Origin of the sequence: Dickeya zeae NCPPB 2538 (assembly GCF_000406165.1) — a bacterium.
GTDB classification, from domain to species: Bacteria; Pseudomonadota; Gammaproteobacteria; order Enterobacterales; family Enterobacteriaceae; genus Dickeya; species Dickeya zeae.
In genome coordinates this window covers 1,065,141-1,090,567 of the sequence record NZ_CM001977.1, presented here as the reverse complement: position 1 = coordinate 1,090,567, position 25,427 = coordinate 1,065,141, and the positions used below count along the sequence as shown (strand labels likewise).

Here is a 25,427-nt window from a genome sequence, read left to right as displayed (position 1 = left end):
GAGTAACCAGACTATTGACAGAGGACTTTCACACTTTTCACCTGTCTCTGCCCAGTATTACCACCTTTTACTACCGCAACGCGCTCAGCCTGTGGTGCATCAGCGGCAGGTATGCATCGTCACACGCCTCTTCACAGGGCAGAGAAACACCTGATTTCAGCGGTCTAACCCCGCACCGCCGCAAGGAGGGGAAGACGGCACCGCCATTTGTAAATCAAGCCACTCCTGGGGAGTATAGGTATGCAACGCCAACGCATGAACCGAACCTGCCAGTTCATCAGCCAATACGCGATAAATCGCACGATGGCGGCCGATAACGCGCTCACCAGAGAAACGCTCGCTGACCAGCACCACTTTGAAGTGGCTCTCTGAACCAGCGGGTACATTATGGCGATAACTTTCATTAATCACTTCAATGTGTTGCGGTTCGAACTCGGTACGCAACTTAGCTTCTATTGTTTCGCGAATCATAGGGTGACCTTTTTCAGGTATCAGTGAAACTGCTCTCGACAAAGCGGCCTTTATTACTGATTGCACGCTTATCCACTTCAATTTCAGTCATTTTTTGATTATTAATGGAATCATCGCTGGTCTGGATACGTGGCTGCGGACTGCACTATATCTCGCCATCTCGCCGAAATGCATCTCGCCGAAATGCCAGTCGTCGGTGCCAGACCGCCTTTACGTCAAACACAATGGAAAAAATGATGCAAGCTCAGCAGGATACTGGCCACTTTCTGCTCTTTCCCTTGTCCAAGACGATGATATGATACCGAACTATATTTATCCGCCAACCACCGTTTTATGACGAGAAGACACACATGTTAAAAAAATTCATTTTCCCGTTGTTCGCCGCACTTGTGCTGGCAGGATGCGCCAGTAAAAGCAACACGCTGGATGTCACCCCGAAAATTGCCCTGCCGTCGCAGGATCCAACTCTGATGGGGGTCACTATCAGCATTAATGGCGCAGACCAACGTGCTGACCAGTCGCTGGCAAGGGTCAATCGCGACGGCCAACTGATCACGCTGATGCCATCACGCGATCTGCGGTTCCTGTTGCAGGAAGTGCTGGAGAAACAGATGTCTGCCCGTGGTTATATGATAGGCACTGGCGGTCCGGTGGCACTGCAAGTGGTGGTTAACAAGCTGTATGCGGATGTTTCCGAAGGGAACCTGCGCTACAACATTACCACCCGTGCCGATATTTCTATCATCGCACAAGCCGCCAATGGCAATAAGCAAATCAAGAACTACCGTGCCAGCTATAATGTACAAGGCGCGCTTACCGCCACGAACAGCAAGATTACCGAGTCGGTCAATCAGGTGCTGAGCGATGTCATCAGTGATATGGCTCAGGACACCAGCATCAGTACCTTCATCAAAACCAACTCCCGGTAACGGTTTATTCCGCCTCACCTCCCTTGCCCTTCCCAGGGCAAGGGAAAAGGACCTCGCATGCTCAGCCGCTTTTTTTCGCTTTTCCGTGAACGCAACAGTGTCATTCTTCTGATTTTGGGGTTCGCCTCTGGTTTACCACTGGCTCTGACCTCCGGTACGTTGCAGGCGTGGATGACAGTGGAAAACGTGGACCTGAAAACCATCGGTTTCTTTTCTCTGGTAGGGCAGGCGTATGTCTTCAAGTTTTTGTGGTCGCCACTGATGGATCGCTACACGCCTCCGTTTATGGGACGTCGGCGTGGCTGGCTACTGGTCACACAGTTGTTGCTGGTAGCCACCATCATCGCTATCGGCACGGTAGATCCATCGCATCATTTATGGTGGCTGGCGTTACTGGCGGTCATCATCGCATTCTGCTCCGCCTCACAAGACATTGTGTTTGATGCGTATAAAACCGACTTGTTGCCGCCAGAAGAACGTGGCAGCGGCGCAGCTATTTCTGTTTTGGGTTATCGCCTGGCGATGCTGGTTTCCGGCGGGCTGGCATTATGGATAGCCGATCGTTTTCTAGGCTGGCATGCCACCTACTGGCTGATGGCTGGTCTTTTATTACTGTGCACACTGGCAACCTGGCTGTCGCCGGAACCCGCCGTGAGCGAACCGGCCCCTCGCTCGCTGGAGCAGGCAGTCTTAGCGCCGCTGAAAGATTTTTTCGGCCGCGATAATGCCTGGCTAATTCTACTGTTGATCGTGTTGTACAAACTGGGGGATGCGTTTGCCGTCAGCCTCAGTACACCTTTCTTAATTCGCGGAGTCGGCTTCAATCCGGGCGATGTCGGGTTAGTCAATAAGACGCTGGGCTTGTTCGCCACCATTATCGGCGCGCTGTACGGCGGTGTGTTGATGCAGCGCTGGACGCTATTTCGGTCATTGATGTTGTTCGGCCTGCTACAGGCTGTCTCGAACGCCGGTTACTGGCTGCTAGCCATCACCGATAAACACCTGTTCACCATGGCCTGCGCGGTGTTTCTGGAAAACCTGTGCGGTGGTATGGGAACTGCCGCCTTTGTGGCGCTATTAATGACGCTTTGTAACAAATCATTTTCCGCCACCCAGTTCGCCTTGTTGTCCGCACTGTCGGCTGTGGGGCGGGTGTATGTCGGTCCGATTGCTGGCTGGTTTGTAGAACTGTATGGGTGGGCCTGGTTTTACCTGTTTTCAATCATCATCGCTATCCCAGGACTTCTCCTGCTGAGTGTCTGTCGTTCATCATTAGAACAGGTGCAATCAGGCGGCGAATTTCTGCGTCGTAACGCCTATCCACACCTTTATCTATTGGCTTCCCGCCTGTTTTTCATCGGTTGTATTGTGTTTATCGGTGGTCTGCTTGTCTGGGGCATGCTGGGATTGGGTTGGCTGGAGAGCGGACTTGCCAAAAACATGCTGATGGCGACAGGCGCAACACTGGCGACAATGGCGGTGTTGCTGGGTGCACTGCTTGACTACCGGTCCTTACAACGCCGGTAAACCTGACAGCACAAAGCAATGACATGTGAACACGGTTATGCACTGCCTCACGCGTTCATCTGTCAGGACAAAGCAGGAGCAATCGCTCACCTCATCGCCTGATGATAACAGGTAAGGTATATCGCTAAAAACACCCCCTCATTATCTATTATCACTTTATTAAATTATTTTTCTCTCCAGGCATGGGCAAAAAAACATTTATTTCGTTGCCTTTAATAAATCCTGTCGCCCACATTAATTTACGCAACGTTACAGAAACGAAATATTAACACCCAGATAAAATAATATTCAGGAATGAGTTGTAATTCCTGAAAAGCGATACATACTTTTTCTGTAGGCGGTTTACCCACTGTTTTTAAAAGTAATTTTGTGAAATGTAGCTCACGTGTGACAGGTCAGGCAAAATTTGTAAACAGCGGACTGACATCTCTTTAATGATGTTTACAGTGCGGTAACCTTCCCGTAAAATGCCCGCTCGCGTGAAATGACAATAGAGCCCTTGTAATTGAGGTCGCTAGATGAGACTCAGGAAATACAATAAAATTTTTGGGATGTTGTCTTTAATCGCCACCACACTGCTCCTTAGTGGTTGCGATATGGCATTGATGAACCCCAAAGGACAAGTCGGGTTAGAGCAACGTTCGTTGATACTGACAGCACTCGGTTTGATGCTGATCGTTGTTATCCCGGTGATCATTATGACGATTGCCTTCGCCTGGAAGTTCAGAGCCTCCAACGAAAAAGCGAAGTACACGCCAAACTGGTCGCACTCAAACAAAATCGAAGCCGTTGTCTGGACGGTCCCTATCATCATTATCCTCATCCTTGGGACGATCACCTGGAAAACTACCCATTCGCTTGATCCGTATAAGCCTTTGGATTCCACGGTCAAACCCATTAATGTTGAAGTGGTGTCTCTTGATTGGAAATGGTTGTTCATTTACCCGGATCTTGGCATCGCCACGGTCAATGAACTGGCGTTCCCGACCAATGTTCCGGTCAATTTCAAGATTACATCCGACACGGTGATGAACTCCTTCTTTATCCCGCGTCTTGGTGGTCAGATCTACGCCATGGCCGGCATGCAGACCCAGTTGCACTTGATCGCCAACGAGCCGGGCAAATACGACGGTATCTCTGGTGGTTACAGTGGCCAAGGTTTCTCTGGCATGAAGTTCACCGCCATTGCGACCCCGGATCAGCAAGCCTTTGACCAATGGGTTGAGAATGTACGCAAGTCATCCAAAACGCTGAGCACGATGAATGACTTTAACAAACTGGCAAAACCTACCGAGTACCATCCGGTAGAGTACTACTCTCAGGTACAACCTGATTTGTTCCGCCAGATCATTACCAAATTCATTGGCAACAACATGAACATGCAGCATGGTGCTGAAGGCGAGCCTAAAAAAGAAGAAGGCATGCAGAATCACCAGGGCATGAACATGAGCGAGCACTCCTCTCATTAAAGGAGTCGAGGGATAAACGATGTTCGGAAAATTAACTCTTGATGCGATCCCCTACCATGAGCCGATTATCATGGTCACGGTGGCGGCAATCATTGTAGGTGGATTGGCGCTGCTGGCTGCCGTTACCTATTTCGGTAAATGGAAATGGCTGTGGTCCGAGTGGTTCACCTCTGTAGACCATAAGAAAATCGGTATCATGTACATCATCGTCGGCTTGGTGATGATGCTGCGTGGCTTTGCTGATGCCGTGATGATGCGTGGTCAGCAAGTGCTGGCTTCCGCTGGTGAAGCAGGTTTCCTAACCCCTCACCACTATGACCAGATCTTCACCGCGCATGGCGTTATCATGATTTTCTTCGTGGCAACGCCGTTTGTCGTCGGTCTGATGAACCTGGCCGTGCCATTGCAGATAGGCGCACGTGATGTGGCCTTCCCCTTCCTGAACTCACTGAGCTTCTGGCTATTTGTTGCCGGCGTTATCCTGATCAACCTGTCGTTGGGGATCGGGGAATTCGCTCAGACCGGTTGGGTGGCCTATCCGCCGTTGTCGGGTAAGGAGTACAGCCCCGGTGTGGGGGTAGACTACTGGATATGGAGTCTCCAGATTTCCGGTGTCGGTACGACGCTGACTGGTGTTAACTTCTTCGCCACCATCATGAAAATGCGCGCGCCTGGCATGAGTCTGATGAAAATGCCGGTGTTTACCTGGACGGCGCTGTGCACCAACATACTGATTATTGCTGCGTTCCCGATTCTGACGGTGACCATTGCGTTACTGACGCTGGACCGTTACCTCGGCACCCATTTCTTTACCAATGATATGGGTGGCAACATGATGATGTACATCAACCTGATTTGGGCCTGGGGCCATCCGGAAGTGTACATTCTGGTGTTGCCGGTCTTCGGTATTTACTCCGAAGTGGTGGCAACCTTCTGTAAAAAACGCTTGTTTGGCTATACCTCACTGGTATGGGCAACCATCGCGATTACCGTCCTGTCGTTCATCGTTTGGCTGCACCACTTCTTTACCATGGGTTCTGGAGCCAACGTCAACGCCTTCTTCGGTATAGCGACGATGATTATTTCAATCCCGACCGGGGTTAAAATCTTCAACTGGCTGTTCACCATGTATCAAGGGCGCATTCAACCGCATTCCGCCATGCTGTGGACCACCGGTTTCATCATCACCTTCTCCATCGGTGGTATGACCGGGGTACTGCTGGCTGTTCCGGGCGCTAACTTTGTACTGCATAACAGTCTGTTCCTGATTGCTCACTTCCATAACGTGATCATCGGTGGCGTGGTATTTGGCTGCTTTGCCGGTATCACTTACTGGTTCCCGAAAGCATTTGGCTTCAAGCTGAATGAAACCTGGGGTAAACGCGCGTTCTGGTGCTGGATCATCGGCTTCTTCGTTGCCTTTATGCCGCTGTACGCACTGGGCTTCATGGGGATGACGCGTCGTCTGAGCCAGCAGATCAACCCGGAATTTCACCCGCTGCTGGTGGTTGCTTCCGTCGGCGCCGGTCTGATTGCACTCGGCGTGCTGTGCCAGATTATCCAGTTTGCCGTCAGTATCCGCGACCGCGATCAAAACCGCGATCTGACTGGCGACCCGTGGGATGCTCGCACGCTGGAATGGGCAACGTCCTCACCGCCGCCGTTCTATAACTTCGCCATCGTGCCGCATATTCAGGAGCGCGACGCGTTCTGGGAAATGAAGGAAAAAGGTGAAGCCTATCGCAAACCGGCACAGTATGAAGAAATTCATATGCCGAGGAATACCGGTGCGGGCGTAATCATCTCCGCATTCAGTCTGGTATTTGGTTTTGCGATGATCTGGTACATCTGGTGGCTGGCGATCATCGGTTTTGTGGGCATGATCGTAACCTGGATAGCCCACAGCTTTAATCAGGACGTGGACTACTACGTGCCGGTTAACGAGGTCGAACACATCGAAAATCAAAACTTCGATAAACTCAGCAAGGCAGGCGTGAAAAATGTCCACTGATACGTTAACTCATCACAATGCAGCCCATGCCGAGCATGGGCACCACGACACCGGTTCCAATAAGGTTTTCGGTTTCTGGATCTACCTGATGAGCGACTGCATCCTGTTTGGGATGTTGTTCGCCACCTACTCCGTTCTGGTGAACGGTACCGCTGGCGGCCCAACGGGCAAAGAACTGTTCGATCTGAAGTTCGTGCTGGTGGAAACCTTCGCACTGCTGTTTAGTAGTATTACTTACGGCATGGCGATGATTGCCATGAACAAAGGTAACAAGAGCCAGGTTAACGCCTGGCTGGGTCTGACCTTCCTGTTCGGACTGGTGTTTATCGGGATGGAAGTCTATGAATTCCACCACCTGATCGTAGAAGGTGCAGGCCCTGACCGCAGTGCATTCCTGTCTTCCTTCTTCGCGCTGGTTGGTACTCACGGTATCCACGTGACTTCAGGCCTTATCTGGATCGCCATCATGATGACTCAGGTAACGAAATACGGCCTGACCAGTACGAACAAAACCCGTCTGATGTGCCTGAGCTTGTTCTGGCACTTCCTTGATGTGGTATGGATTTGTGTCTTCACTGTTGTTTATCTGATGGGGGCGATGTAATGAGTCATTCCACACACGATCATGCAGGCGCCAGCCACGGTAGCGTGAAGTCCTATCTGATTGGTTTCGTCCTGTCCATCATCCTGACCGTCATTCCATTCGGTCTGGTGATGAATGGTTCGGCGTCCCATAGCGCCATTCTGTTAACCGTGCTGGGTTGCGCTGTTATCCAGATCCTGGTTCATCTGGTGTACTTCCTGCATCTCAACACCTCATCAGAAGAGCGCTGGAATCTGGTAGCCATCGTGTTTACCGCCCTGATTATCGCAATTGTGGTGGTGGGATCCATTTGGATCATGATGAACGCGCACCACAATATGATGATTCAGTAACCGAGCCTTTTACATGATGATTAAGCAATACCTACAGGTCACCAAACCCGGCATTATTTTTGGCAACCTGATTTCCGTTATCGGTGGATTTTTACTGGCAGCCAAAGGCACCATTAACTATCCACTGTTTGTCGCGACCCTGATCGGGGTATCGCTGGTTGTTGCATCTGGTTGCGTCTTTAACAACGTTATCGATCGTGACATCGACAAAAAAATGGAGAGGACCAAGAATCGGGCTCTGGTCAAGGGGCTGATTCCGCTTAAAAATACGCTGGTTTATGCGTCGCTGTTAGGTATTGCTGGCTTCGCGTTACTGTATCTTGCGGCAAATCCGCTGGCCATGTGGCTGGCGGTGATGGGGTTTGTGGTATACGTCGGTGTTTACAGCCTGTACATGAAGCGCCATTCGGTTTATGGCACGTTGATTGGCAGTCTGTCCGGTGCAGCACCGCCGGTTATCGGCTACTGCGCGGTGAGTAATCAGTTTGATGCTGGTGCACTGATCCTGCTGCTGATTTTCAGTTTGTGGCAGATGCCGCACTCTTATGCCATTGCGATTTTCCGCTTTAAAGATTATCAGGCGGCGAATATTCCGGTGTTACCGGTCGTCAAAGGCATTTCCGTCGCGAAGCACCATATTACGTTGTATATCCTGGCGTTTATGATTGCCACGTTGATGCTGTCACTCGGCGGTTATGCTGGTTACAAATACCTGGTGGTGGCCGCGGCGGTCAGCGTTTGGTGGCTTGGTATGGCGTTATCCGGCTACAAACGCCCGAACGACGATCGTGCCTGGGCCAAAAAGCTGTTCTTGTTCTCTATTGTCGCCATTACGTCATTGAGCGTCATGATGTCAGTCGATTCCATGACACCGATGCAGGACACGCTGCTGACCTACCTGCACTGATTTCATCAGTCTATACGACCAGACAGACGGGCTTGCCCGTCTGTTTTTTTATCTCCCCTCCCCTGCTTTGCCAAATACGGAAACAAACCCGTCGTTTACGCCTTCTGGCACGGACACTAAAATAGCGCTGATAAAATATCAGAGGTAGCAATGAACGATAATCGCATGACCCCGATTGAACAGCGGGCAACATGGGGACTGGGTCTGGTTTTTTCACTTCGCATGCTCGGCATGTTTATGGTGCTCCCGGTACTCACCACCTACGGTATGGCTCTGCAAGGCGCCAGCGAGTCACTGATTGGCATTGCCATCGGCATTTATGGCTTGATGCAGGCGATTTTTCAAATCCCATTCGGGCTCATGTCTGACCGTATTGGTCGCAAACCGCTCATTGTTGGCGGCTTACTGATATTTGTGCTGGGTAGTGTCATCGCCGCACTCAGCCATTCCATTTGGGGGATAATTCTGGGTCGTGCTTTGCAGGGCTCCGGGGCGATTTCGGCTGCGGTCATGGCGCTGCTGTCAGACTTAACACGTGAACAAAACCGCACCAAAGCTATGGCGTTTATTGGTGTCAGCTTCGGCATTACGTTTGCTATCGCCATGGTAGTCGGCCCAATTGTTACCCATGCGTTGGGGCTGAATGCGCTGTTTTGGGGAATTGCGCTGCTGGCGCTGCTGGCTATCGCCATCACGCTGGCAGTCATTCCCTCTGCCCCTTCCCATGTGCTTAACCGTGAGTCGGCCATCGTGCGTGGCGGTGTCGCCAAAGTGCTGGCCAACCCTCGCTTGCTAAAACTCAACTTCAGCATCATGTGCCTGCACATTCTACTGATGTCGAGCTTTGTCGCTTTACCGAGAGTCATGGAGCAAGCAGGTCTGGCACCGCAGGACCACTGGAAAGTCTATCTGACCACGATGCTGATATCGTTCGCTGCTGTGGTGCCATTCGTCATCTACGCAGAAGTAAAACGCCGCATGAAGCAGGTGTTCATTGTTTGCGTGATGATAATCATTGCCGCAGAGCTGGTTTTGCTGCAAGCCGGCAACCATGCGCTGTGGCAACTCTTTATCGGCATTCAGTTGTTCTTTCTGGGCTTCAATGTCATGGAAGCATTGCTGCCATCCCTTATCAGCAAAGAGTCGCCAGCAGGCTACAAAGGTACTGCCATGGGGGTTTACTCCACCACCCAATTTATGGGGGTGGCGATTGGCGGTAGTCTTGGCGGCGCGCTGTATGACCTGCATGGCGCCTCACTGGTGTTCAGTGCGGGTGCATTGTTGGGGGTTGTCTGGTTATTGGTCAGCGTCACCATGCAGGAACCACCGTATCTGAGTAGCCTGCGCATTACCCTACCGGATGAAGCACTACGGGATAATAAACTGTCCGATAAACTGCAACAGCATCCTGGTGTAGCAGATGTGGTGATCGTACCGGACGAACTCAGCGCCTATGTGAAAATTGATCGCAGCAAAACCAATCGACAGCAGTTGGAACAGCTAGTCGGTCAGACGGCTAAGCTAGCCTGAGAGGCTAACTGCCCGTAGAAGCACCACCGTCACGACGTCAACGAGGTCACCCCAAACACCTCATCGATTGAAAAACCAAAGGCACCATTTCGGTGCCTTTGCATATTTAGCATATCACTGCCTGAACAGCAGCCGGTTTAATCGCGGAAGTTGTTAAACTGGAAGGGTTGCCCCAAATCAGCACCACGTATCAGCGCAATCACACCTTGCAGATCATCGCGGGATTTCCCGGTAACGCGGACCTGTTCGCCCTGGATCTGAGCCTGCACTTTGAGCTTGCTGTCTTTAATCAGTTTAACGATTTTCTTCGCCAGCGTAGTTTCAATACCTTGCTTGAGCTTCGCTTCCACACTGTAGGTTTTACCACTGTGTTCCATGTCTTCAGGGATATCCAGCGAACCGCCCTCAATTCCGCGTTTTGCCAGCTTTTCCCTTATGATTTCAATTAATTGCTTAACCTGAAAATCTGATTCACTGGTCGCCTTGATGGTTTGTGCTTTTTCATTCAGCTCAAAGCTGGCAGGCACATTGCGAAAATCCCAGCGGGTACCCAGCTCACGGGTCGCGTTTTCCACCGCATTGCGGACTTCCTGCATATCGATTTCCGAAACAATATCGAAAGATGGCATAATTTTTTCTCCTGACAATAGCTGCCGAGCATGATAACCGCTCACGCCCAATAAGCAAACTTCACCGACCTTACCGCCTTCGTGGCGACAAGCAGCGGCAGACGGCAGCAGAATACTTTATGATAGGTTAGAAAGATGATAGGCCGACAGATACAAGCTGGCCCGATAAAGGAAAGTGTGGATGAAAATTACCGTTCTTGGCTGTGGCGCCATCGGTCAACTCTGGCTTAATGCGTTACATCGGCAAGGGCATGATGTACAAGGGTGGTTGCGCATTCCGCAAGTCTCCTGCCAGATTAACGTTACGATGCTCAGCGGTGAGCGTTGTAACCTTAATCTGACAGCCAACAACGCAGAACATCTGGCGCAAAGTGAATTACTGCTGGTCACGCTAAAGGCATGGCAAGTCTCCGATGCACTTGTCACGCTACTCCCTCGGCTACGCCCAGACTGTACTATTTTATTGTTGCATAACGGCATGGGCACCTGGGAAGAACTGCCGTCAATCAGCCAGCCTTTATTGTTAGGCGTCACCACGCATGCTGCACGGCGTGACGTCTCAACAGTGGTACACGTCGCGGCTGGCGTAACCCACATCGGTTCGCTTGGTCGTACCACACACCGCGAAGAAGAACAAAGCCAGTTGGCTGAAACGCTGCATCAGGCACTGCCTGACGTTGCCTGGCACACTCATATTGCGGCAACCTGCTGGCTCAAACTGGCCGCTAATTGCGTCATCAATCCGCTGACCGTGCAGTACCAGTGCACCAACGGCGAGTTACAGGCTTATCCGGAAAAAATAGCCGTACTCTGCCAGGAAGTGGCGCTGGTCATGGACCGTGAAGGATTCCATACCTCGTCGGAAAGCCTGCTGCTTTATGTGAATCAAATCATTCAGAACACGGCGGCCAACACATCGTCAATGCGTCAGGACGTGCTGGCGCAGCGTCATACGGAAATCGACTACATCACCGGTTACCTGCTGCGTCGCGCCCGCGCCCACGGACTCGCTCTGCCGGAAAACAACCGCCTGTTCGACTATATCAAACGAAAGGAGAATGAATATGACCGCCTCGGTTCTGGTCTGTCTGGCGCCTGGTAGCGAAGAAATCGAAGCCGTGACCACCATCGACCTGCTGGTCAGGGCGGGGATCCGCGTCACCACAGCCAGCGTCGCGAGTGATGGCAACACAGAGATCACCTGTTCCCGTGGTGTGAAACTGCTTGCTGATGCGCCGCTGGTCGCCGTTGCCGATCATGACTTTGATGCCGTGGTGTTACCCGGTGGTCTGCAAGGTGCAGAGTGTTTCCGCGACAGCCCGTTGCTGGTTGAACGCCTGCGCCAGACCCATCAGGAAGGAAAAATCGTCGCGGCGATCTGCGCTTCACCCGCGGTGGTGCTGGAGCATCACCAGTTGTTTCCTGTCGGCAATATGACCGGTTACCCCGCACTGAAAGAGCAGATTTCACCAGAAAAATGGCTGGAAAAACGGGTGGTATTCGATCCGCGCGTCAATCTGCTGACCAGTCAGGGACCGGGGACCAGCATCGACTTTGCGTTGAAGCTAATCGATTTGTTGCTAGGTAAGAGCAAGGCCGCAGAAATCGCCGCGCAACTGGTTCTGCCGCCGGGGATCTACAATTATCAGGATCCGGCCTGATTGCCTTACAAAAACAAAAAGCGCCAGATGATGGCGCTTTTTGCTGGTAGCGAACGCAGGATATCGCCTCAGGGACGATAAACCTTAACGTTGTTGAACCCTTGCTCACGCAGGTACAACGCCTGCAAACGGCTCATCACCCCACGCTCGCAGTACAACAGATAGGTTTTGCTCTGATCCAAATCGCCGAACTGTGTCCCCAGCTTATAGAATGGCAGTGATTTCACCTCAACGTGCTCCACTGCCAACGGGTGTTCGTCCTGCTCATCGGGTGAACGAATATCCAGCAGAATATCGCTTGCGGCAAAGGCATCGACGGTTTCCACTTCGGTTACCGTCTGCTGGGTTTGTTCAGCAATCTCGCGGATATCGATGTTGCGCGCCTGCGACACGACGCGGTCGAGAATCGCGAAATCAAACAGGCTTTCTTCGTGCTCGATTTTGGCTTTCACCGCCTTCACCGTCGGGCTTTTGGAAATCACGCCGCAATACTCAGGCATGGTTTTGGCAAAATCTTCCGTACCCAGTTCCCGTGCCAGACGAATAATGTGTTCTTTGTCGTGAGAAATCAGCGGCCGCAGGATTAGTGTATCCGAAACGTTATCAATCAGACGCAGGTTGGTCAGCGTCTGGCTGGATACTTGTCCCAGCGCTTCACCGGTGACCAGCGCTTGCACACCATACCGTTCGGCAATCTGCGACGCGGCGCGCACCATCATGCGCTTGAGCACCACGCCCATTTGGCCGTCGTCCACCTTTTCCAGGATTTCACCGACCACTGGCTCGAAGTCAATCGCGACAAAACGTACCCGGTGTGAACTACCAAATCGGTTCCACAGATAATGCGCGACCTGACGTACACCGATTTCGTGCGCTGCCCCACCAAGATTGAAGAAGCAGTAGTGAACCCGGCAACCACGACGCATCAGCATATAGCTGGAAACACCGGAGTCGAACCCGCCGGAAATCAGCGATAACACATCTTCCTGGGTACCGATCGGGAAACCACCGATGCCTTCATAGCGGCCTTTGATCAGCAACAGGCGATCCTGGTCAATTTCCAGATGCACCGTGACCTGAGGCGCGGTCAGGTTAACCCGTGCGCTCTCAATGTGCTGATTCAACCCGCCGCCGACATAACGCTCCACATCCTGAGAGCTGAAATCGTGTTTGCCACGACGTTTCACCCGCACACAGAATGTCTTGCCTTCCAGTTGATCACGGTAAGTGGCCAACGTTTGTTCAAAAATATGGTGGATATCGGTATAGGCGCAGTCTTCCACCTCAAGGATATGATGAATGCCGGGGATACGCGTCAACGCATCACGTATTACCACGCGCTGACTTTCTTCTTTGGCACGAACCTCGATATGATCCCAGTGACGGACAACCGCCAGCGTTTCATCATACTGTTTTAAAACGTTACGAATGTTACCGGTAAGGATTTTTATAAAGCGCAACCGCACAGATTGGCTTTTGATGGTGATTTCCGGGAACAATTTAATGATAAACTTCATGGCGGCTATCGTTAGTTAATTCTGAAGGCGTGAAACACGGGTACGCGGACAACACGCGGGCACCCTGAGCGCTAAAGTTACGTTATTGGTAAAACTATCCCGAGTCGGGTGGCGTTACCAATAGCATCCAGGGCGCGGAGTATACCATCATATTGCGGTAAGCTGCGCAGATTAAGCGCATAATTGCGCACCATAAGGGCGCTTACCGTGACAATCCGGTGGCGTCGGCGCCGACAGGCGCGTATAAACAGGATCCGGAAACGAATATGCCGAAAAAAACTGAACAACCCGTCAGCTTTGAAAGCTCACTCGCCGAACTGGAACAGATTGTGTCGCGTCTGGAGTCGGGCGAGCTTCCATTGGAAGAGGCATTGAATGCCTTTGAACAGGGTGTCCAGCTTGCACGTCAGGGACAAGTAAAACTGCAGCAGGCTGAACAACGCGTTCAGATTCTGCTAAATGACGATCCCGATACCGCCCTGACACCTTTTACGCCGGATAATGAGCCGTTATGACAGATTTTCTCAAGCAGCTTGCAGCGCATCATCAGCGTATCGACGCCGCACTCAACCATTTCATTTCCAGCCTGCCTTTTCAGAGTAGTCCACTGGTGGAAGCGATGGCGCATGGCGCACTGTTGGGGGGCAAGCGGCTACGCCCGTTTCTGGTTTATACCACCGGCCAGTTATTCGCGGTCTCGCCAGACAGCCTTGATGCACCGGCAGCGGCTGTCGAATGTATTCACGCCTATTCTCTGATCCACGATGACTTACCCGCCATGGACGATGACGATCTACGGCGCGGGCAGCCAACCTGCCATGTCAGGTTTGGCGAAGATAAGGCGATTTTGGCAGGTGATGCCCTGCAAACGCTGGCGTTTTCTATTCTGTCTGACGCCCCGATGCCACAGGTCAGCGACCGCGACCGACTGGCGATGATCTCCGAGCTGGCCAGCGCCAGTGGTGTGGCAGGGATGTGCGGCGGTCAGGCGCTGGATCTGGAAGCGGAAGGCCATCAGGTTGATTTGCAGACACTGGAACGTATCCATCGCCACAAAACCGGAGCGCTGATTCGTGCTTCGGTTCGGCTGGGTGCCCTGGCTGCCGGTGAGCGTGGGCGTCTTGCCCTGCCTTACCTTGATCGTTATGCCAACGCTGTCGGCCTGGCCTTTCAGGTGCAAGACGATATTCTCGATGTGATTGGTGACAGTGCCACTACCGGCAAGCGCCAGGGTGCTGACCAACAACTCGGTAAAAGCACCTACCCGGCGTTACTGGGGCTGGAGCAAGCCAAACAAAAAGCCCGGGAGTTGTGCAAAGAATCACTCTCGGCACTGAATGAACTGGAAGACACGCTGGACACTCCCGCGGCCATTGCCCCGCTGCGAGCGCTGGCGAACTATGTCGTTGAACGCGATAAATAATTTTAATACCAATACCGCTTGATGAGTATCCAATGACCTTTGATATAGCGAAATACCCTACGCTGGCGCTGGCGGAAAATCCTGAGGAACTGCGCCTGCTGCCACGGGAAAGCCTGCCTAAATTGTGCGATGAACTGCGACAGTATCTGTTGGACAGCGTCAGCCGCTCAAGCGGGCATTTTGCCTCAGGTCTGGGTACAGTCGAGCTGACTGTGGCGTTGCATTACGTCTATAACACGCCTTTCGACCATCTGGTATGGGATGTCGGTCATCAGGCTTATCCCCACAAGATCCTGACCGGGCGGCGTGACCGTATCGCGACTATTCGCCAAAAAGGTGGGCTACACCCGTTCCCGTGGCGTGGCGAAAGCGAATATGACGTCCTGAGCGTCGGCCACTCGTCTACCTCCATCAGCGCGGGTATCGGTATGGCGGTAGCAGCGGAGCGCGAAGGCTTGGGACGGCGCACCGTCTGCGTGATTGGTGATGGCGCGATCACCGCCGGTATGGCGTTTGAAGCCATGAATCATGCTGGTGATATCAAACCGGACATGCTGGTGGTCCTGAACGACAACGAAATGTCGATTTCCGAGAATGTCGGTGCGCTGAACAATCATCTGGCGCAATTGCTCTCTGGCAAGCTCTACTCCACCCTGCGTGAGGGCGGTAAGAAAGTGTTGTCCGGCCTGCCGCCGATCAAAGAATTGGTTAAACGTACCGAGGAACACCTGAAGGGAATGGTGGTGCCGGGTACGCTATTCGAAGAGTTGGGCTTTAACTATATCGGCCCGGTTGATGGGCATGACGTGCAATCACTGGTGCATACCCTGAAGAATATGCGCAGTCTGAAAGGCCCGCAGTTGCTGCATATCATGACCAAGAAAGGCAAAGGCTATGCCCCCGCTGAGCAGGACCCGATCAGTTGGCATGCCGTACCGAAATTCGATCCGGCCAGCGGCACCTTGCCGAAGAATAAAGAAGCGCTGCCGACCTATTCCGCCGTTTTCGGCGAATGGCTGAAAGAAACCGCAGCGGCAGACCCCCGGCTGATGGCTATCACCCCAGCCATGCGTGAAGGTTCAGGCATGGTATCGTTCTCGCGCACCTACCCGCAGCAGTACTTTGATGTCGCCATTGCCGAGCAACATGCGGTGACCTTTGCTGCTGGCCTGGCGATTGGCGGTTATCGCCCAGTCGTGGCGATTTATTCCACGTTCCTGCAACGTGCCTACGATCAGGTCATCCATGATGTCGCCATTCAGAACCTGCCGGTGTTGTTTGCTATCGATCGTGGCGGCATCGTTGGCGCAGATGGTCAAACGCATCAGGGCGCGTTTGACCTGTCGTTCCTGCGCTGTATTCCACAGATGGTGATCATGACACCCAGCGACGAGAACGAATGCCGGTTAATGCTGCATACCGGTTATCACTATCAGCAGGGACCGTGTGCAGTTCGTTACCCACGCGGCAATGTGTTGGGTGTGGAACTCACACCGCTGGAAACCCTGCCTATCGGCAAAGGCGTCGTTAAACGTCAGGGCGAGAAGATTGCGATTCTGAATTTCGGTACGCTGTTACCAGAAGCACAACAGGCAGCCGACGCACTCAACGCCACGCTGGTGGACATGCGATTCGTCAAACCGTTGGATGAAGCGCTGGTCGCCTCGCTGGCTGCCAGCCACGATGTGCTGGTGACGCTGGAAGAAAACGCCGTGATGGGCGGAGCCGGCAGCGGTGTGAATGAATACCTGATGGCGAATCGTCTTCCCGTCCCCGTACTCAATCTGGGCCTGCCCGATATCTTCATTCCGCAGGGCTCACAAGCGGAAATCCGCACCGAGCTGTCGCTGGATGCCGCTGGCATCGAACGTCGCATTCGAAACTGGCTGGCCTGATACTGGCCACCAACAGGCAGAAAAAAACCGGGAATATCCCGGTTTTTTTATCGCTGGCAACCACCCGCAGACTATTACCCAACCACATACCCAGCCACATACAATATGGCCGCGGCGATGACACCAGCGATAATATCGTCAACCATGATGCCCATACCGCCGTGCACGTGACGATCAAACCAACGGATCGGCCAGGGTTTAAGAATATCCAGGATCCGGAAAATCACAAACCCGGCGGCGACCCAGCCCCAGTGGGTTGAAGGCACGGCTATCAGGGTGATCCACATGCCGACAAACTCATCCCAGACGATGCTGCCATGGTCATGCACGCCCATATCTTTGGCGGTACGGTGGCAAAGGTAAACCCCTACGCAGATACTGAGCATCACCAGCAGTGAATACAGCTGTAACGGCAGCAGCATCAACAGATACCACACAGGAATGGCCGCCAGCGAACCGGCGGTGCCTGGCATCCACGGCGATAAACCACTGCCAAAACCGGTTGCCAGAAAATGCCACGGATTACTCATCCGCAAGCGGCGTTTGGCAACTAACGATCCTTTGCTCTCACTCGTCAAAATGGTCATACCCTTTCAGATTGACGTCCACGGGCTGACCGGAATGAAAGAAACTCATTCCTTCCGACGCAGGCCCAATCTGGCCGATACAGGTGTAACTCGCCCCCAGATGACCAATCGCTACCTCTAACGCGCCCCGATTCAGTTCGGGTACCGTAAAGCACAGCTCATAGTCTTCACCACCACCCAGCGCCCAGCGCATAGCCTGTTCCGGGTCGGTATGCCGCAGCAGTGCATCAGAGTAAGGCAACGCCTCCAGATTGATACGTGCGCCGCAATCACTGGCTTTAAGGATGTGTCCTAAATCTGACGCCAATCCATCAGACAGATCGATAGCCGCACTGGCCAGATCGCGCAGCGCCTGCCCTTGCAGAATACGGGGCTGAGGACGCAGGTGGCGCTGCAACAGCCATTGGCGATCGTCAGCATCGGACACCTGTAGACTGTACTGCAAAATGGCCAACCCAGCTGCACTGTCCCCCAGCGTTCCGGTGACATAAATCCAGTCGCCGATACGTGCTCCGCTGCGTTTGAGCGCGCGTCCTGCTGGTACCAACCCTTGAATAGTCAGCGTCATGCTAAGCGGCCCACGCGTGGTATCACCGCCTATCAGTTGCATATCATAGTAAGAAAGCTGTTCAAACAGGCTGTCGCTATAGGCGGCCAGCCAGTCCGCATCAATGCCCGGCAACGTGAGCGCCAGTGACACAAAGGCAGGATCTGCGCCCATCGCCGCCAAATCACTCAGGTTGACCGCCAGTGATTTATACGCCAGATCGGCAGGGTCAATATCGGGAAGAAAATGAATGCCGCAGACCAACGTATCCGTGCTGACTGCCAGCAGTTGTTTGTCCGGAATGTTCAGCAGGGCGCAGTCATCACCGATCCCCAGTTCAACACCCCGCCGTGAATAGCCAGCCCGATTGAAATAGCGGGCAATCACGTCAAACTCACCTTGAGCCATACTTTTTCCAGATAGTGGTAACCTAAAAAAAACCAAGGCCGGAAAACCGGCCCTGACTGACTTATTTTTTACCCGGCCGCAGGTATGGCCCGGCTTTATCCAGCACACCGTTGACAAACTTGTGGCTGTCTTCAGCGCCAAACACTTTAGCCAACTCAATCGCTTCGTTGATGGCAACCTTGTACGGTACATCTTCGCGCTTGCTAAGCTCATACACCGCCAGACGCAAAATAGCCCGCTCAACTTGCCCGAGTTCATCTAACTGACGGGAAAGATACGGTGCCATCTGGGCATCCAGTTTTTCCGCCTGAGTGGCGACGCCCGCCAGCAGCTCGCGGAAATAGGCGATGTCCACGCCTTTGACATCCTGCTCACTCAGGAACTGGAGTTCAACATCGGCAATATCATTTTTGGACAACTGCCAGGAATAAAGCGCTTGAACCGCACATTCACGAGCGCGGCGACGAGCAGCAGGTTTCACGGAATACCCCTTACAAAATAAATCAGGCTGACTTGATTGAGTGTAATACATTGATCATTTCAAGCGCGGTCAGAGCGGCTTCCGCCCCTTTGTTCCCCGCTTTAGTGCCGGCGCGCTCGATAGCCTGCTCGATACTTTCCGTAGTCAGCACACCGAAGGCGACCGGAATGTCGCTGTTCATCGCGACATGAGACAGGCCGGAACTGCATTCACCGGCAACGAATTCAAAATGCGCTGTACCACCGCGAATCACCGTACCCAGAGCCACCACGGCGTCATACTTCTGGCTGTTAGCCAGCGCACGCACGGTCAGCGGCAATTCATAGGCACCCGGTACCCACACCACGGTGACGTTTTCTTGTTTCACCTGACCAATACGCTTGAGCGCGTCCAACGCGCCTTCCAGCAGGCTGTCATTGATAAAGTGATTGAAACGGGCAATAGCAATCGCCACGCGGGCATTCGGAGCGGCAACAACACCTTCAATAATGTTCATAGCTTTCCTTTGATTGTTTTACGACCCCGCAGGGGGGCGGATTCTATCATATTCTTCCGGGCGCGTATCCGCTTTTGACCCTGTAACGGATATCCGCCACCTCAACGCGCGCAGAAACAGACTAACGAGGCTTCAGTGTCAGGCGAACATCCGGCCCTATCTGGCGAACATCGGTCATATCGAACATCGGGGCCTGCGACAACTGTTCCAACCCCGGCAATACGCACAACGACCGGGCCGCATCACCTAATAATGTCGGCGCCAGATAGACTATCAGTTCATCCACCACCCCAGCCTGCAATAATGCACCGGCCAGATGAGCGCCCGCTTCCACCCAAACCGTATTAATCTGACGCTTACCCAGCGTCATCATCAGCGCCACCAGATCAATGCCACCGCCATGCAACGGCATGGTCAGTTGCTCCACGCCATCCGGCCAGGACTGTGCATCCTGACTCGCTCGCGCCAGCCAGGTCTGGCCCGGCTGACTCACCAGACGATGGTGCGGCGTCACCCGTGACTGGCTGTCGACGATGACGCGTACCGGCTGGCGTACCGCGCTTTGCGGATAAAGGCGCTGGGTATCGGCATCCAATTCTGACCAGCGCACGGTCAGCGACGGGTCATCCGCCAGCACGGTGGCGCTGCTACTTAAGATAGCGGCACTCTGTGCACGAAAACGTTGCACATCCTGACGAGACTGCGGCGAGGTTATCCACTGACTTTCACCGGAAGCCATCGCCGTTCGACCATCCAGCGACGCACCGAGCTTGAGTTGTACATACGGGAAACCGGTGCGCATGCGTTTTAAAAAGCCGCGGTTAATTTTTTCTGCCTGATCCATCAGGACGCCATGCTGCACGGCAATACCCGCCTGTTGTAAACGATGCAAACCGCGCCCGGCCACCTGCGGGTTAGGGTCTTGCATTGCCGCCACGACCCGCGCCACACCGGCCGCGACCAAGGCATCGGCACAAGGTGGGGTACGCCCGTGATGGCTACAGGGTTCCAGCGTCACATAGGCCGTAGCGCCACGTGCCTTGTCGCCTGCCATACGTAACGCATGCACTTCGGCATGGGGCTCACCGGCTTTCTGGTGGTAACCCTCACCGACTATCTCGCCATCTCTGACGATCACACACCCGACATTCGGATTCGGTGCCGTAGTAAAGCGGCCGCGACGAGCTAACTCCAGCGCGCGGGCCATATAGAATTCATCAGAGTATGTAGCCATCCGGTGCTTATCCTGGATTGAGAATTATGTTGGAATCGTGCGATATGCAAAAAAACAACGCACGATTAATCCTGCAGACGAGCGATTTCCTCGCCAAATTCGCGGATATCCTCAAAGCTGCGATATACCGATGCAAAGCGGATATAAGCGACTTTGTCGAGCTTTCTGAGCGCATCCATGACCAGATTGCCCACCATCTTGGCCGTCACTTCACGCTCGCCGGTCGCCCGCAATTGGGATTTGATGTGGGTAATCGCCATTTCCACGTCATCAGAGCTGACCGGGCGTTTCTCCAGTGCTTTCAACATCCCGCTGCGCAGTTTGTCCTCATTGAATGGCTCACGTACATCATTACTCTTGATGACGCGTGGCATCACCAGTTCCGCCACCTCAAAGGTAGTAAAACGCTCATTGCATACCAGGCACTGACGACGCCGACGAACCTGCGACCCTTCCCCGACCAGACGAGAATCAATGACCTTGGTATCTACTGCGGCACAAAAAGGACAATGCATAACGTTTCCAGACCCTAGCCGTATAAACCTGGCTTAGTTTACCCCGAATTCTGCTTATAACCCAAATGCCGGTACGACGCCTTTTTTCTGTGTCGACTGCACGATGGTTTAGCTTCGATTGAAGTGAGTTAGGCTAAAGTAATGTCGCTTCTTGATTATGTGGTTTGTCGATAGCAATCAACGGCTCATCGCCATGCGGCATCTCAAGACTATCAAGCGGAAACTCCCCAAGTTTCATACCGTTTCACTACCGGAGACCCATCAATGGGACCTGACCCGAATCCTCATCCAGGACAGCGCGTCATTCACCGGTAAGTCAGCTTTTGCTGCCTTGCCGGTTAACACAGGCAAGGCAGCGACGTTCAATTCGTCCCTGCTTTTGATTTAGTAGCCGCATGCAGGCCCTACGGCCCCTGCGTGTTATCAGGCTGTAGCGTTTTTGGCTACGGCAGGGAGTATTTTTTATGCTGTTTATTCGACTCACACGGCAGCTGTTTTCACAACTAGGCCTTCATCTGCCGCGTCGCCTGTTCCAGCGCGACCTGATGCCAGACGGAAAAGTAAACGCCAGTCAGGCCATGACGGATACCATGGCGGCACGTTGCCTGCGGCTGGCCCGTCTTGATGAAACAGCCTTGTATCAGGAATTCGCCAGCCATCCCGAAGGGTTAATGCCGGATGAAGTGACACGGGCGCGGGCGCAGCATGGCGATAACCGTATTCCTGGCGAACAACCCCTGCCCTGGTGGCGGCACTTATGGCGTTGCTATCGCAACCCGTTCAACCTGTTACTGACGCTGCTGGGCATGATTTCTTATGCCACGGAAGACCTGACTGCCGCATTGGTTATCGCGCTGATGGTGCTGATATCAACCCTGCTCAACTTTATTCAGGAGGCCCGTTCCGGTAAAGCGGCTGATGCGCTGAAAGCGATGGTCAGCAATAAGGTCACGGTGCTGCGCAGCGATGCCCACACCGGTTATAGCGACTTTCAGGATATCCCGCTGGATCAACTGGTGCCGGGTGACATAGTAAAGCTGGCCGCAGGCGATATGATCCCAGCCGATCTGCGTATATTACAGGCGCGCGACCTGTTCATCAGTCAGGCATCGCTCACCGGCGAATCTCTCCCTGTGGAGAAAGTAGCCAACAGCCGCCAGAGCGATGCCGCCACCGCGCTGGAATGTGACACCCTCTGCTTTATGGGCACCAACGTGGTCAGCGGTACCGCGCAGGCGATGGTCATTGCTACCGGTAGCGATACCTGGTTTGGCCAACTGGCTGGCCGGGTGGTACAACATCCCGGTGAAATAAACGCGTTCCAGCTAGGTATCAGCCGCGTCAGTTGGCTGTTGATCCGCTTCATGCTGGTAATGACACCAATCGTGTTGCTTATCAATGGCTACACCAAAGGCGATTGGTGGGAAGCGGCCTTGTTCGCCCTGTCGGTCGCGGTCGGCCTGACGCCGGAAATGTTGCCAATGATCGTCACCTCAACGCTGGCAAAAGGTGCGGTCAAACTGTCTCGCCAAAAGGTAATCGTCAAACGGCTGGATGCCATCCAGAACTTTGGCGCTATGGACATCCTGTGTACCGATAAAACCGGCACGCTGACACAGGATAAAATCGTGCTGGAATGCCACACCGATGCATTTGGGAATAGCTGCCAGCGCGTGTTGCGTCGTGCCTGGCTGAACAGCGCCTACCAGACCGGGCTGCGCAATCTGCTCGACCAAGCGGTGCTGGCGGGTATTCCATGCGAGGAACAGCAAGCCGAACTGTCTCGCTGGCGCAAAGTAGACGAAATCCCGTTTGATTTTGAGCGCCGCCGTATGTCGGTCGTGGTGGCGGAAAACGGTCATGAACACCTGTTAATCTGCAAAGGCGCGCTGGAAGAAACCCTGAGTGCCTGTAATCAGGTGCGCCATGCTGAACAGCTACTGCCGCTGGACGCCAGCTTGTTATCTCGCATTCGCCATCTGACGGATGACCTGAACCGTCAGGGCCTGCGGGTGGTGGCCGTCGCCAGCAAAGTGATGCCTGCCGACCGTCAGGATTATGGCCGGGCCGACGAGTCCGACCTGATTTTGGAAGGTTACATCGCCTTTCTCGATCCGCCGAAGGAAAGTACCGCCCCCGCGCTGAAAGCGTTGAAGGACAACGGTGTGACGGTAAAAATCCTCACTGGCGACAGCGAGCTGGTAGCCGCCAAAGTGTGTCGCGAAGTGGATATTGAGCTGACCGGTATTCTGACTGGCCGTGACATCGATGCGCTGAGTGATGAACAACTGGCACAAGCCGCCCGCAACACCACGCTGTTTGCCCGTCTGACACCATTACACAAAGAGCGTATTGTCCGTTTGCTGCGTTCCGAAGGCCATGTGGTCGGCTTTATGGGCGACGGTATCAATGACGCGCCAGCACTGCGGGCAGCGGATATCGGTATTTCAGTGGATTCGGCGGTGGATATCGCCCGCGAGGCGGCGGATATCATCCTGCTGGAAAAAAGCCTGATGGTACTGGAAGAAGGCGTCATCGAAGGGCGTCGTACCTTCGTCAACATGCTGAAATACATCAAAATGACAGCCAGCTCCAACTTCGGTAACGTCTTCAGTGTACTGATTGCCAGTGCCTTCCTGCCGTTTTTGCCGATGTTGCCGCTGCATCTGTTGATTCAAAACCTGATGTACGATATTTCGCAAATAGCGATCCCGTTCGATAACGTGGACGATGATCAGGTCAAAAAGCCACAGCGCTGGAATGCGGGCGATATTGGTCGATTCATGGTGTTCTTCGGCCCGATTAGCTCTATTTTCGACGTACTGACATTCTCGCTGATGTGGTGGTTCTTCCATGCGAATACACCGGAGGCACAAACCTTGTTCCAGTCCGGCTGGTTCATTGAAGGGCTACTCTCACAGACATTGATTGTGCACATGATCCGTACCCGGCGGATTCCGTTTATCCAAAGCCGTCCCTCCTGGCCGGTGATGATGATGACGTTCCTGGTCATGATAACTGGCATTGGTCTGGTATTTTCACCGTTGGCGGGTTTCCTGCAACTGCAAGCGCTGCCGATGAGCTACTTCCCGTGGCTACTGGCAATCCTGAGTGGTTACCTGCTACTCACCCAAGCCATGAAGGACTTCTTTGCCCGTCGCTACGGCTGGCAATAACCACAATCGGCGTAGTGATCGATGATCACTACGCTCTGATGTTTCTCTCTTGATTCAGCCTGTTCTGCTTATCTTTTTCCCCGCATCTCATCCACTATAAGAGACTGTAAATCACGTCTACACTGACACTACTTATTGAAGCATGACTCACTGCTATGGTTCCGGGGAGAAACAGGCTATGCGTTTGTACCACCGCGTTATCCCAATGTTATCTGCCATTGTGCTGCTCGCCGGATGTGCACAGCCGCAGACTACCCACGTAACAAACGAATTAGGTCAGATAGACCAAAAATTACACGACATCACTAACCGTGCCATGGCGCTGGAACAGCAAAATACGTTAAACGCCAACTCTACCTCGGGTGTCTATCTGCTACCCGCCGCCCAGAACCGGGCCTTACTCGACAGCAGCATTGGCAGGTTGAGTATGGAACTGACCAACGTTGAGCCTGAAGCCAATGGCACACGGGCGTTACTGGTTATCCAGACCATGAACACCCTGACGCTACCCGTATTTCAGGCACAACTTGACTGGGGGTCGCTGGACCCGGTTAGCGGCAAACCGTTGACTGGCGACATGCAGACGCAGTTGATCACCTTCTCACCTGCACTCACCCCGGTTTCAGAAGCGAGAATAGAGGTGCGGCTTTCAGGCATGGCACCGGAGCAACTCGGCTTTGTGCGGGTTCATGATGTCATTGCCGAATCCGGGCAGAATCACCGTGAGCCAGGTCAGTCCCACCCTTGATTTTCCCTCCTGAAACCAGCCATAAAAAAACCCGCCGGACGGCGTAATGCCAGTCACTTAAGGTGACTGGCATTGTTTTTAAAAGGGTATTTGGGCTTTTTTTGCCTCACTTCTCTTTCATACTCCCGCTCCCGTCTCGGCGGCAGTTTCAGCATCACGGCATTGCTGTAGAAGTGCTTCAGGTGTCCTGGCACTGCTCCCGGTGAGGACCATGGCAGCCCGATTAACAGCCGCATTATTTCTGCCACCGAACCGCTGAAGCTCAGCTGATACGGCAGATAATCTCCTTTCAGGCTGAACGCCATTTTCACCATCTGATACCGCACCAGA

General features: G+C 53.3%; 24 protein-coding genes and 1 pseudogene. 15 read left to right on the top strand and 10 right to left on the bottom strand.

Annotation, left to right across the window (positions count from 1 at the left end; genetic code table 11):
• Positions 1-156: 156 nt before the first annotated feature.
• Positions 157-471: a transcriptional regulator BolA gene (gene bolA, locus DZE2538_RS04915; protein ID WP_019844648.1), complete on the bottom strand. Its 315-nt coding sequence runs from the start codon at positions 469-471 to the stop codon at positions 157-159.
• 350 nt (positions 472-821) lie between these two features.
• Here bolA and DZE2538_RS04910 point away from each other — a divergent pair, with 350 nt between their 5' ends.
• The 8 genes from DZE2538_RS04910 (at position 822) to DZE2538_RS04875 (ending at position 9,780) form a co-directional block, all read left to right on the top strand.
• The gene (locus tag DZE2538_RS04910; protein WP_012883757.1) at positions 822-1,400 is read left to right on the top strand and encodes a lipoprotein; all 579 of its coding nucleotides are present in this window, start codon (positions 822-824) and stop codon (positions 1,398-1,400) included.
• A gap of 57 nt (positions 1,401-1,457) precedes the next feature.
• On the top strand, positions 1,458-2,927 hold the full coding sequence (gene ampG / locus DZE2538_RS04905) for a muropeptide MFS transporter AmpG (RefSeq protein ID WP_038915736.1): 1,470 nt from the start codon (positions 1,458-1,460) through the stop codon (positions 2,925-2,927).
• A 518-nt stretch (positions 2,928-3,445) separates the two neighbouring features.
• Entirely contained in the window at positions 3,446-4,396 is a 951-nt protein-coding gene (gene cyoA / locus DZE2538_RS04900) for a cytochrome o ubiquinol oxidase subunit II (protein ID WP_023639161.1), read from the top strand.
• A gap of 19 nt (positions 4,397-4,415) precedes the next feature.
• Entirely contained in the window at positions 4,416-6,407 is a 1,992-nt protein-coding gene (gene cyoB, locus DZE2538_RS04895) for a cytochrome o ubiquinol oxidase subunit I (RefSeq protein WP_019844651.1), read from the top strand.
• A complete protein-coding gene (locus tag DZE2538_RS04890) occupies positions 6,397-7,011 on the top strand; it encodes a cytochrome o ubiquinol oxidase subunit III (protein WP_019844652.1) in 615 nt (204 codons plus the stop codon). Before cyoB ends, DZE2538_RS04890 begins: the two co-directional genes overlap by 11 nt.
• Entirely contained in the window at positions 7,011-7,343 is a 333-nt protein-coding gene (locus DZE2538_RS04885; RefSeq protein WP_016942081.1) for a cytochrome o ubiquinol oxidase subunit IV, read from the top strand. The genes DZE2538_RS04890 and DZE2538_RS04885 overlap by 1 nt, the downstream gene beginning before the upstream one ends.
• Before the next feature lie 16 nt (positions 7,344-7,359).
• Positions 7,360-8,250, top strand: a complete 891-nt coding sequence (gene cyoE, locus DZE2538_RS04880; protein WP_023639160.1) for a heme o synthase — start codon at positions 7,360-7,362, stop codon at positions 8,248-8,250.
• Positions 8,251-8,400: 150 nt separating this feature from the next.
• Positions 8,401-9,780, top strand: coding sequence for an MFS transporter (locus DZE2538_RS04875; RefSeq protein ID WP_023639159.1), 1,380 nt, complete (start codon positions 8,401-8,403; stop codon positions 9,778-9,780).
• Between the two features lie 137 nt (positions 9,781-9,917).
• Here DZE2538_RS04875 and DZE2538_RS04870 read toward each other — a convergent pair whose 3' ends face one another.
• Complete coding sequence (locus DZE2538_RS04870; RefSeq protein ID WP_012883749.1) at positions 9,918-10,409, bottom strand: YajQ family cyclic di-GMP-binding protein; 492 nt, start codon at positions 10,407-10,409, stop codon at positions 9,918-9,920.
• 181 nt (positions 10,410-10,590) lie between these two features.
• Between DZE2538_RS04870 and panE the strand changes: the two genes are divergently transcribed.
• Positions 10,591-11,511 (top strand): 2-dehydropantoate 2-reductase, encoded by a 921-nt coding sequence (panE, locus tag DZE2538_RS04865; protein WP_038915735.1) that lies wholly within the window; start codon positions 10,591-10,593, stop codon positions 11,509-11,511.
• Positions 11,474-12,070, top strand: coding sequence for a protein deglycase YajL (gene yajL / locus DZE2538_RS04860; RefSeq protein ID WP_016942085.1), 597 nt, complete (start codon positions 11,474-11,476; stop codon positions 12,068-12,070). The genes panE and yajL overlap by 38 nt, the downstream gene beginning before the upstream one ends.
• 68 nt (positions 12,071-12,138) lie before the next feature.
• Here yajL and thiI read toward each other — a convergent pair whose 3' ends face one another.
• A complete protein-coding gene (gene thiI, locus DZE2538_RS04855) occupies positions 12,139-13,587 on the bottom strand; it encodes a tRNA uracil 4-sulfurtransferase ThiI (RefSeq protein WP_019844656.1) in 1,449 nt (482 codons plus the stop codon).
• Between the two features lie 266 nt (positions 13,588-13,853).
• Between thiI and xseB the strand changes: the two genes are divergently transcribed.
• Genes xseB through dxs form a run of 3 tightly spaced genes read left to right on the top strand, consistent with a single transcriptional unit; the run spans position 13,854 to position 16,905 of the window.
• Positions 13,854-14,102 (top strand): exodeoxyribonuclease VII small subunit, encoded by a 249-nt coding sequence (xseB, locus tag DZE2538_RS04850; protein ID WP_012883745.1) that lies wholly within the window; start codon positions 13,854-13,856, stop codon positions 14,100-14,102.
• Positions 14,099-15,010, top strand: coding sequence for a (2E,6E)-farnesyl diphosphate synthase (gene ispA, locus DZE2538_RS04845; protein WP_019844657.1), 912 nt, complete (start codon positions 14,099-14,101; stop codon positions 15,008-15,010). Before xseB ends, ispA begins: the two co-directional genes overlap by 4 nt.
• 32 nt (positions 15,011-15,042) lie before the next feature.
• On the top strand, positions 15,043-16,905 hold the full coding sequence (gene dxs / locus DZE2538_RS04840) for a 1-deoxy-D-xylulose-5-phosphate synthase (RefSeq protein ID WP_038915734.1): 1,863 nt from the start codon (positions 15,043-15,045) through the stop codon (positions 16,903-16,905).
• A 74-nt stretch (positions 16,906-16,979) separates the two neighbouring features.
• Here dxs and pgpA read toward each other — a convergent pair whose 3' ends face one another.
• The 6 genes from pgpA to nrdR all read right to left on the bottom strand — a co-directional run bounded on the left by pgpA (position 16,980) and on the right by nrdR (position 21,173).
• Entirely contained in the window at positions 16,980-17,492 is a 513-nt protein-coding gene (gene pgpA / locus DZE2538_RS04835) for a phosphatidylglycerophosphatase A (protein WP_016941770.1), read from the bottom strand.
• Positions 17,473-18,447 carry a thiamine-phosphate kinase gene (thiL, locus tag DZE2538_RS04830; protein ID WP_038915733.1) on the bottom strand — a complete coding sequence of 325 codons (975 nt, stop codon included), beginning with the start codon at positions 18,445-18,447 and terminating at the stop codon, positions 17,473-17,475. The genes pgpA and thiL overlap by 20 nt, the downstream gene beginning before the upstream one ends.
• A gap of 61 nt (positions 18,448-18,508) precedes the next feature.
• Positions 18,509-18,928 carry a transcription antitermination factor NusB gene (gene nusB, locus DZE2538_RS04825; RefSeq protein ID WP_022632537.1) on the bottom strand — a complete coding sequence of 140 codons (420 nt, stop codon included), beginning with the start codon at positions 18,926-18,928 and terminating at the stop codon, positions 18,509-18,511.
• A gap of 22 nt (positions 18,929-18,950) precedes the next feature.
• Positions 18,951-19,424 carry a 6,7-dimethyl-8-ribityllumazine synthase gene (ribH, locus tag DZE2538_RS04820; RefSeq protein WP_012883739.1) on the bottom strand — a complete coding sequence of 158 codons (474 nt, stop codon included), beginning with the start codon at positions 19,422-19,424 and terminating at the stop codon, positions 18,951-18,953.
• Between the two features lie 121 nt (positions 19,425-19,545).
• The gene (gene ribD, locus DZE2538_RS04815; protein WP_038915732.1) at positions 19,546-20,658 is read right to left on the bottom strand and encodes a bifunctional diaminohydroxyphosphoribosylaminopyrimidine deaminase/5-amino-6-(5-phosphoribosylamino)uracil reductase RibD; all 1,113 of its coding nucleotides are present in this window, start codon (positions 20,656-20,658) and stop codon (positions 19,546-19,548) included.
• A gap of 65 nt (positions 20,659-20,723) precedes the next feature.
• Positions 20,724-21,173 (bottom strand): transcriptional regulator NrdR, encoded by a 450-nt coding sequence (gene nrdR / locus DZE2538_RS04810; protein WP_012883737.1) that lies wholly within the window; start codon positions 21,171-21,173, stop codon positions 20,724-20,726.
• 464 nt (positions 21,174-21,637) lie between these two features.
• Between nrdR and mgtA the strand changes: the two genes are divergently transcribed.
• The gene (gene mgtA, locus DZE2538_RS04800) at positions 21,638-24,349 is read left to right on the top strand and encodes a magnesium-translocating P-type ATPase (protein ID WP_038915730.1); all 2,712 of its coding nucleotides are present in this window, start codon (positions 21,638-21,640) and stop codon (positions 24,347-24,349) included.
• 178 nt (positions 24,350-24,527) lie between these two features.
• Entirely contained in the window at positions 24,528-25,097 is a 570-nt protein-coding gene (locus DZE2538_RS04795) for a SadB/YajI family lipoprotein (RefSeq protein WP_038915729.1), read from the top strand.
• Between the two features lie 53 nt (positions 25,098-25,150).
• Here DZE2538_RS04795 and DZE2538_RS04790 read toward each other — a convergent pair.
• Positions 25,151-25,427, bottom strand: a pseudogene (locus DZE2538_RS04790) (IS4 family transposase); the annotation flags it as partial.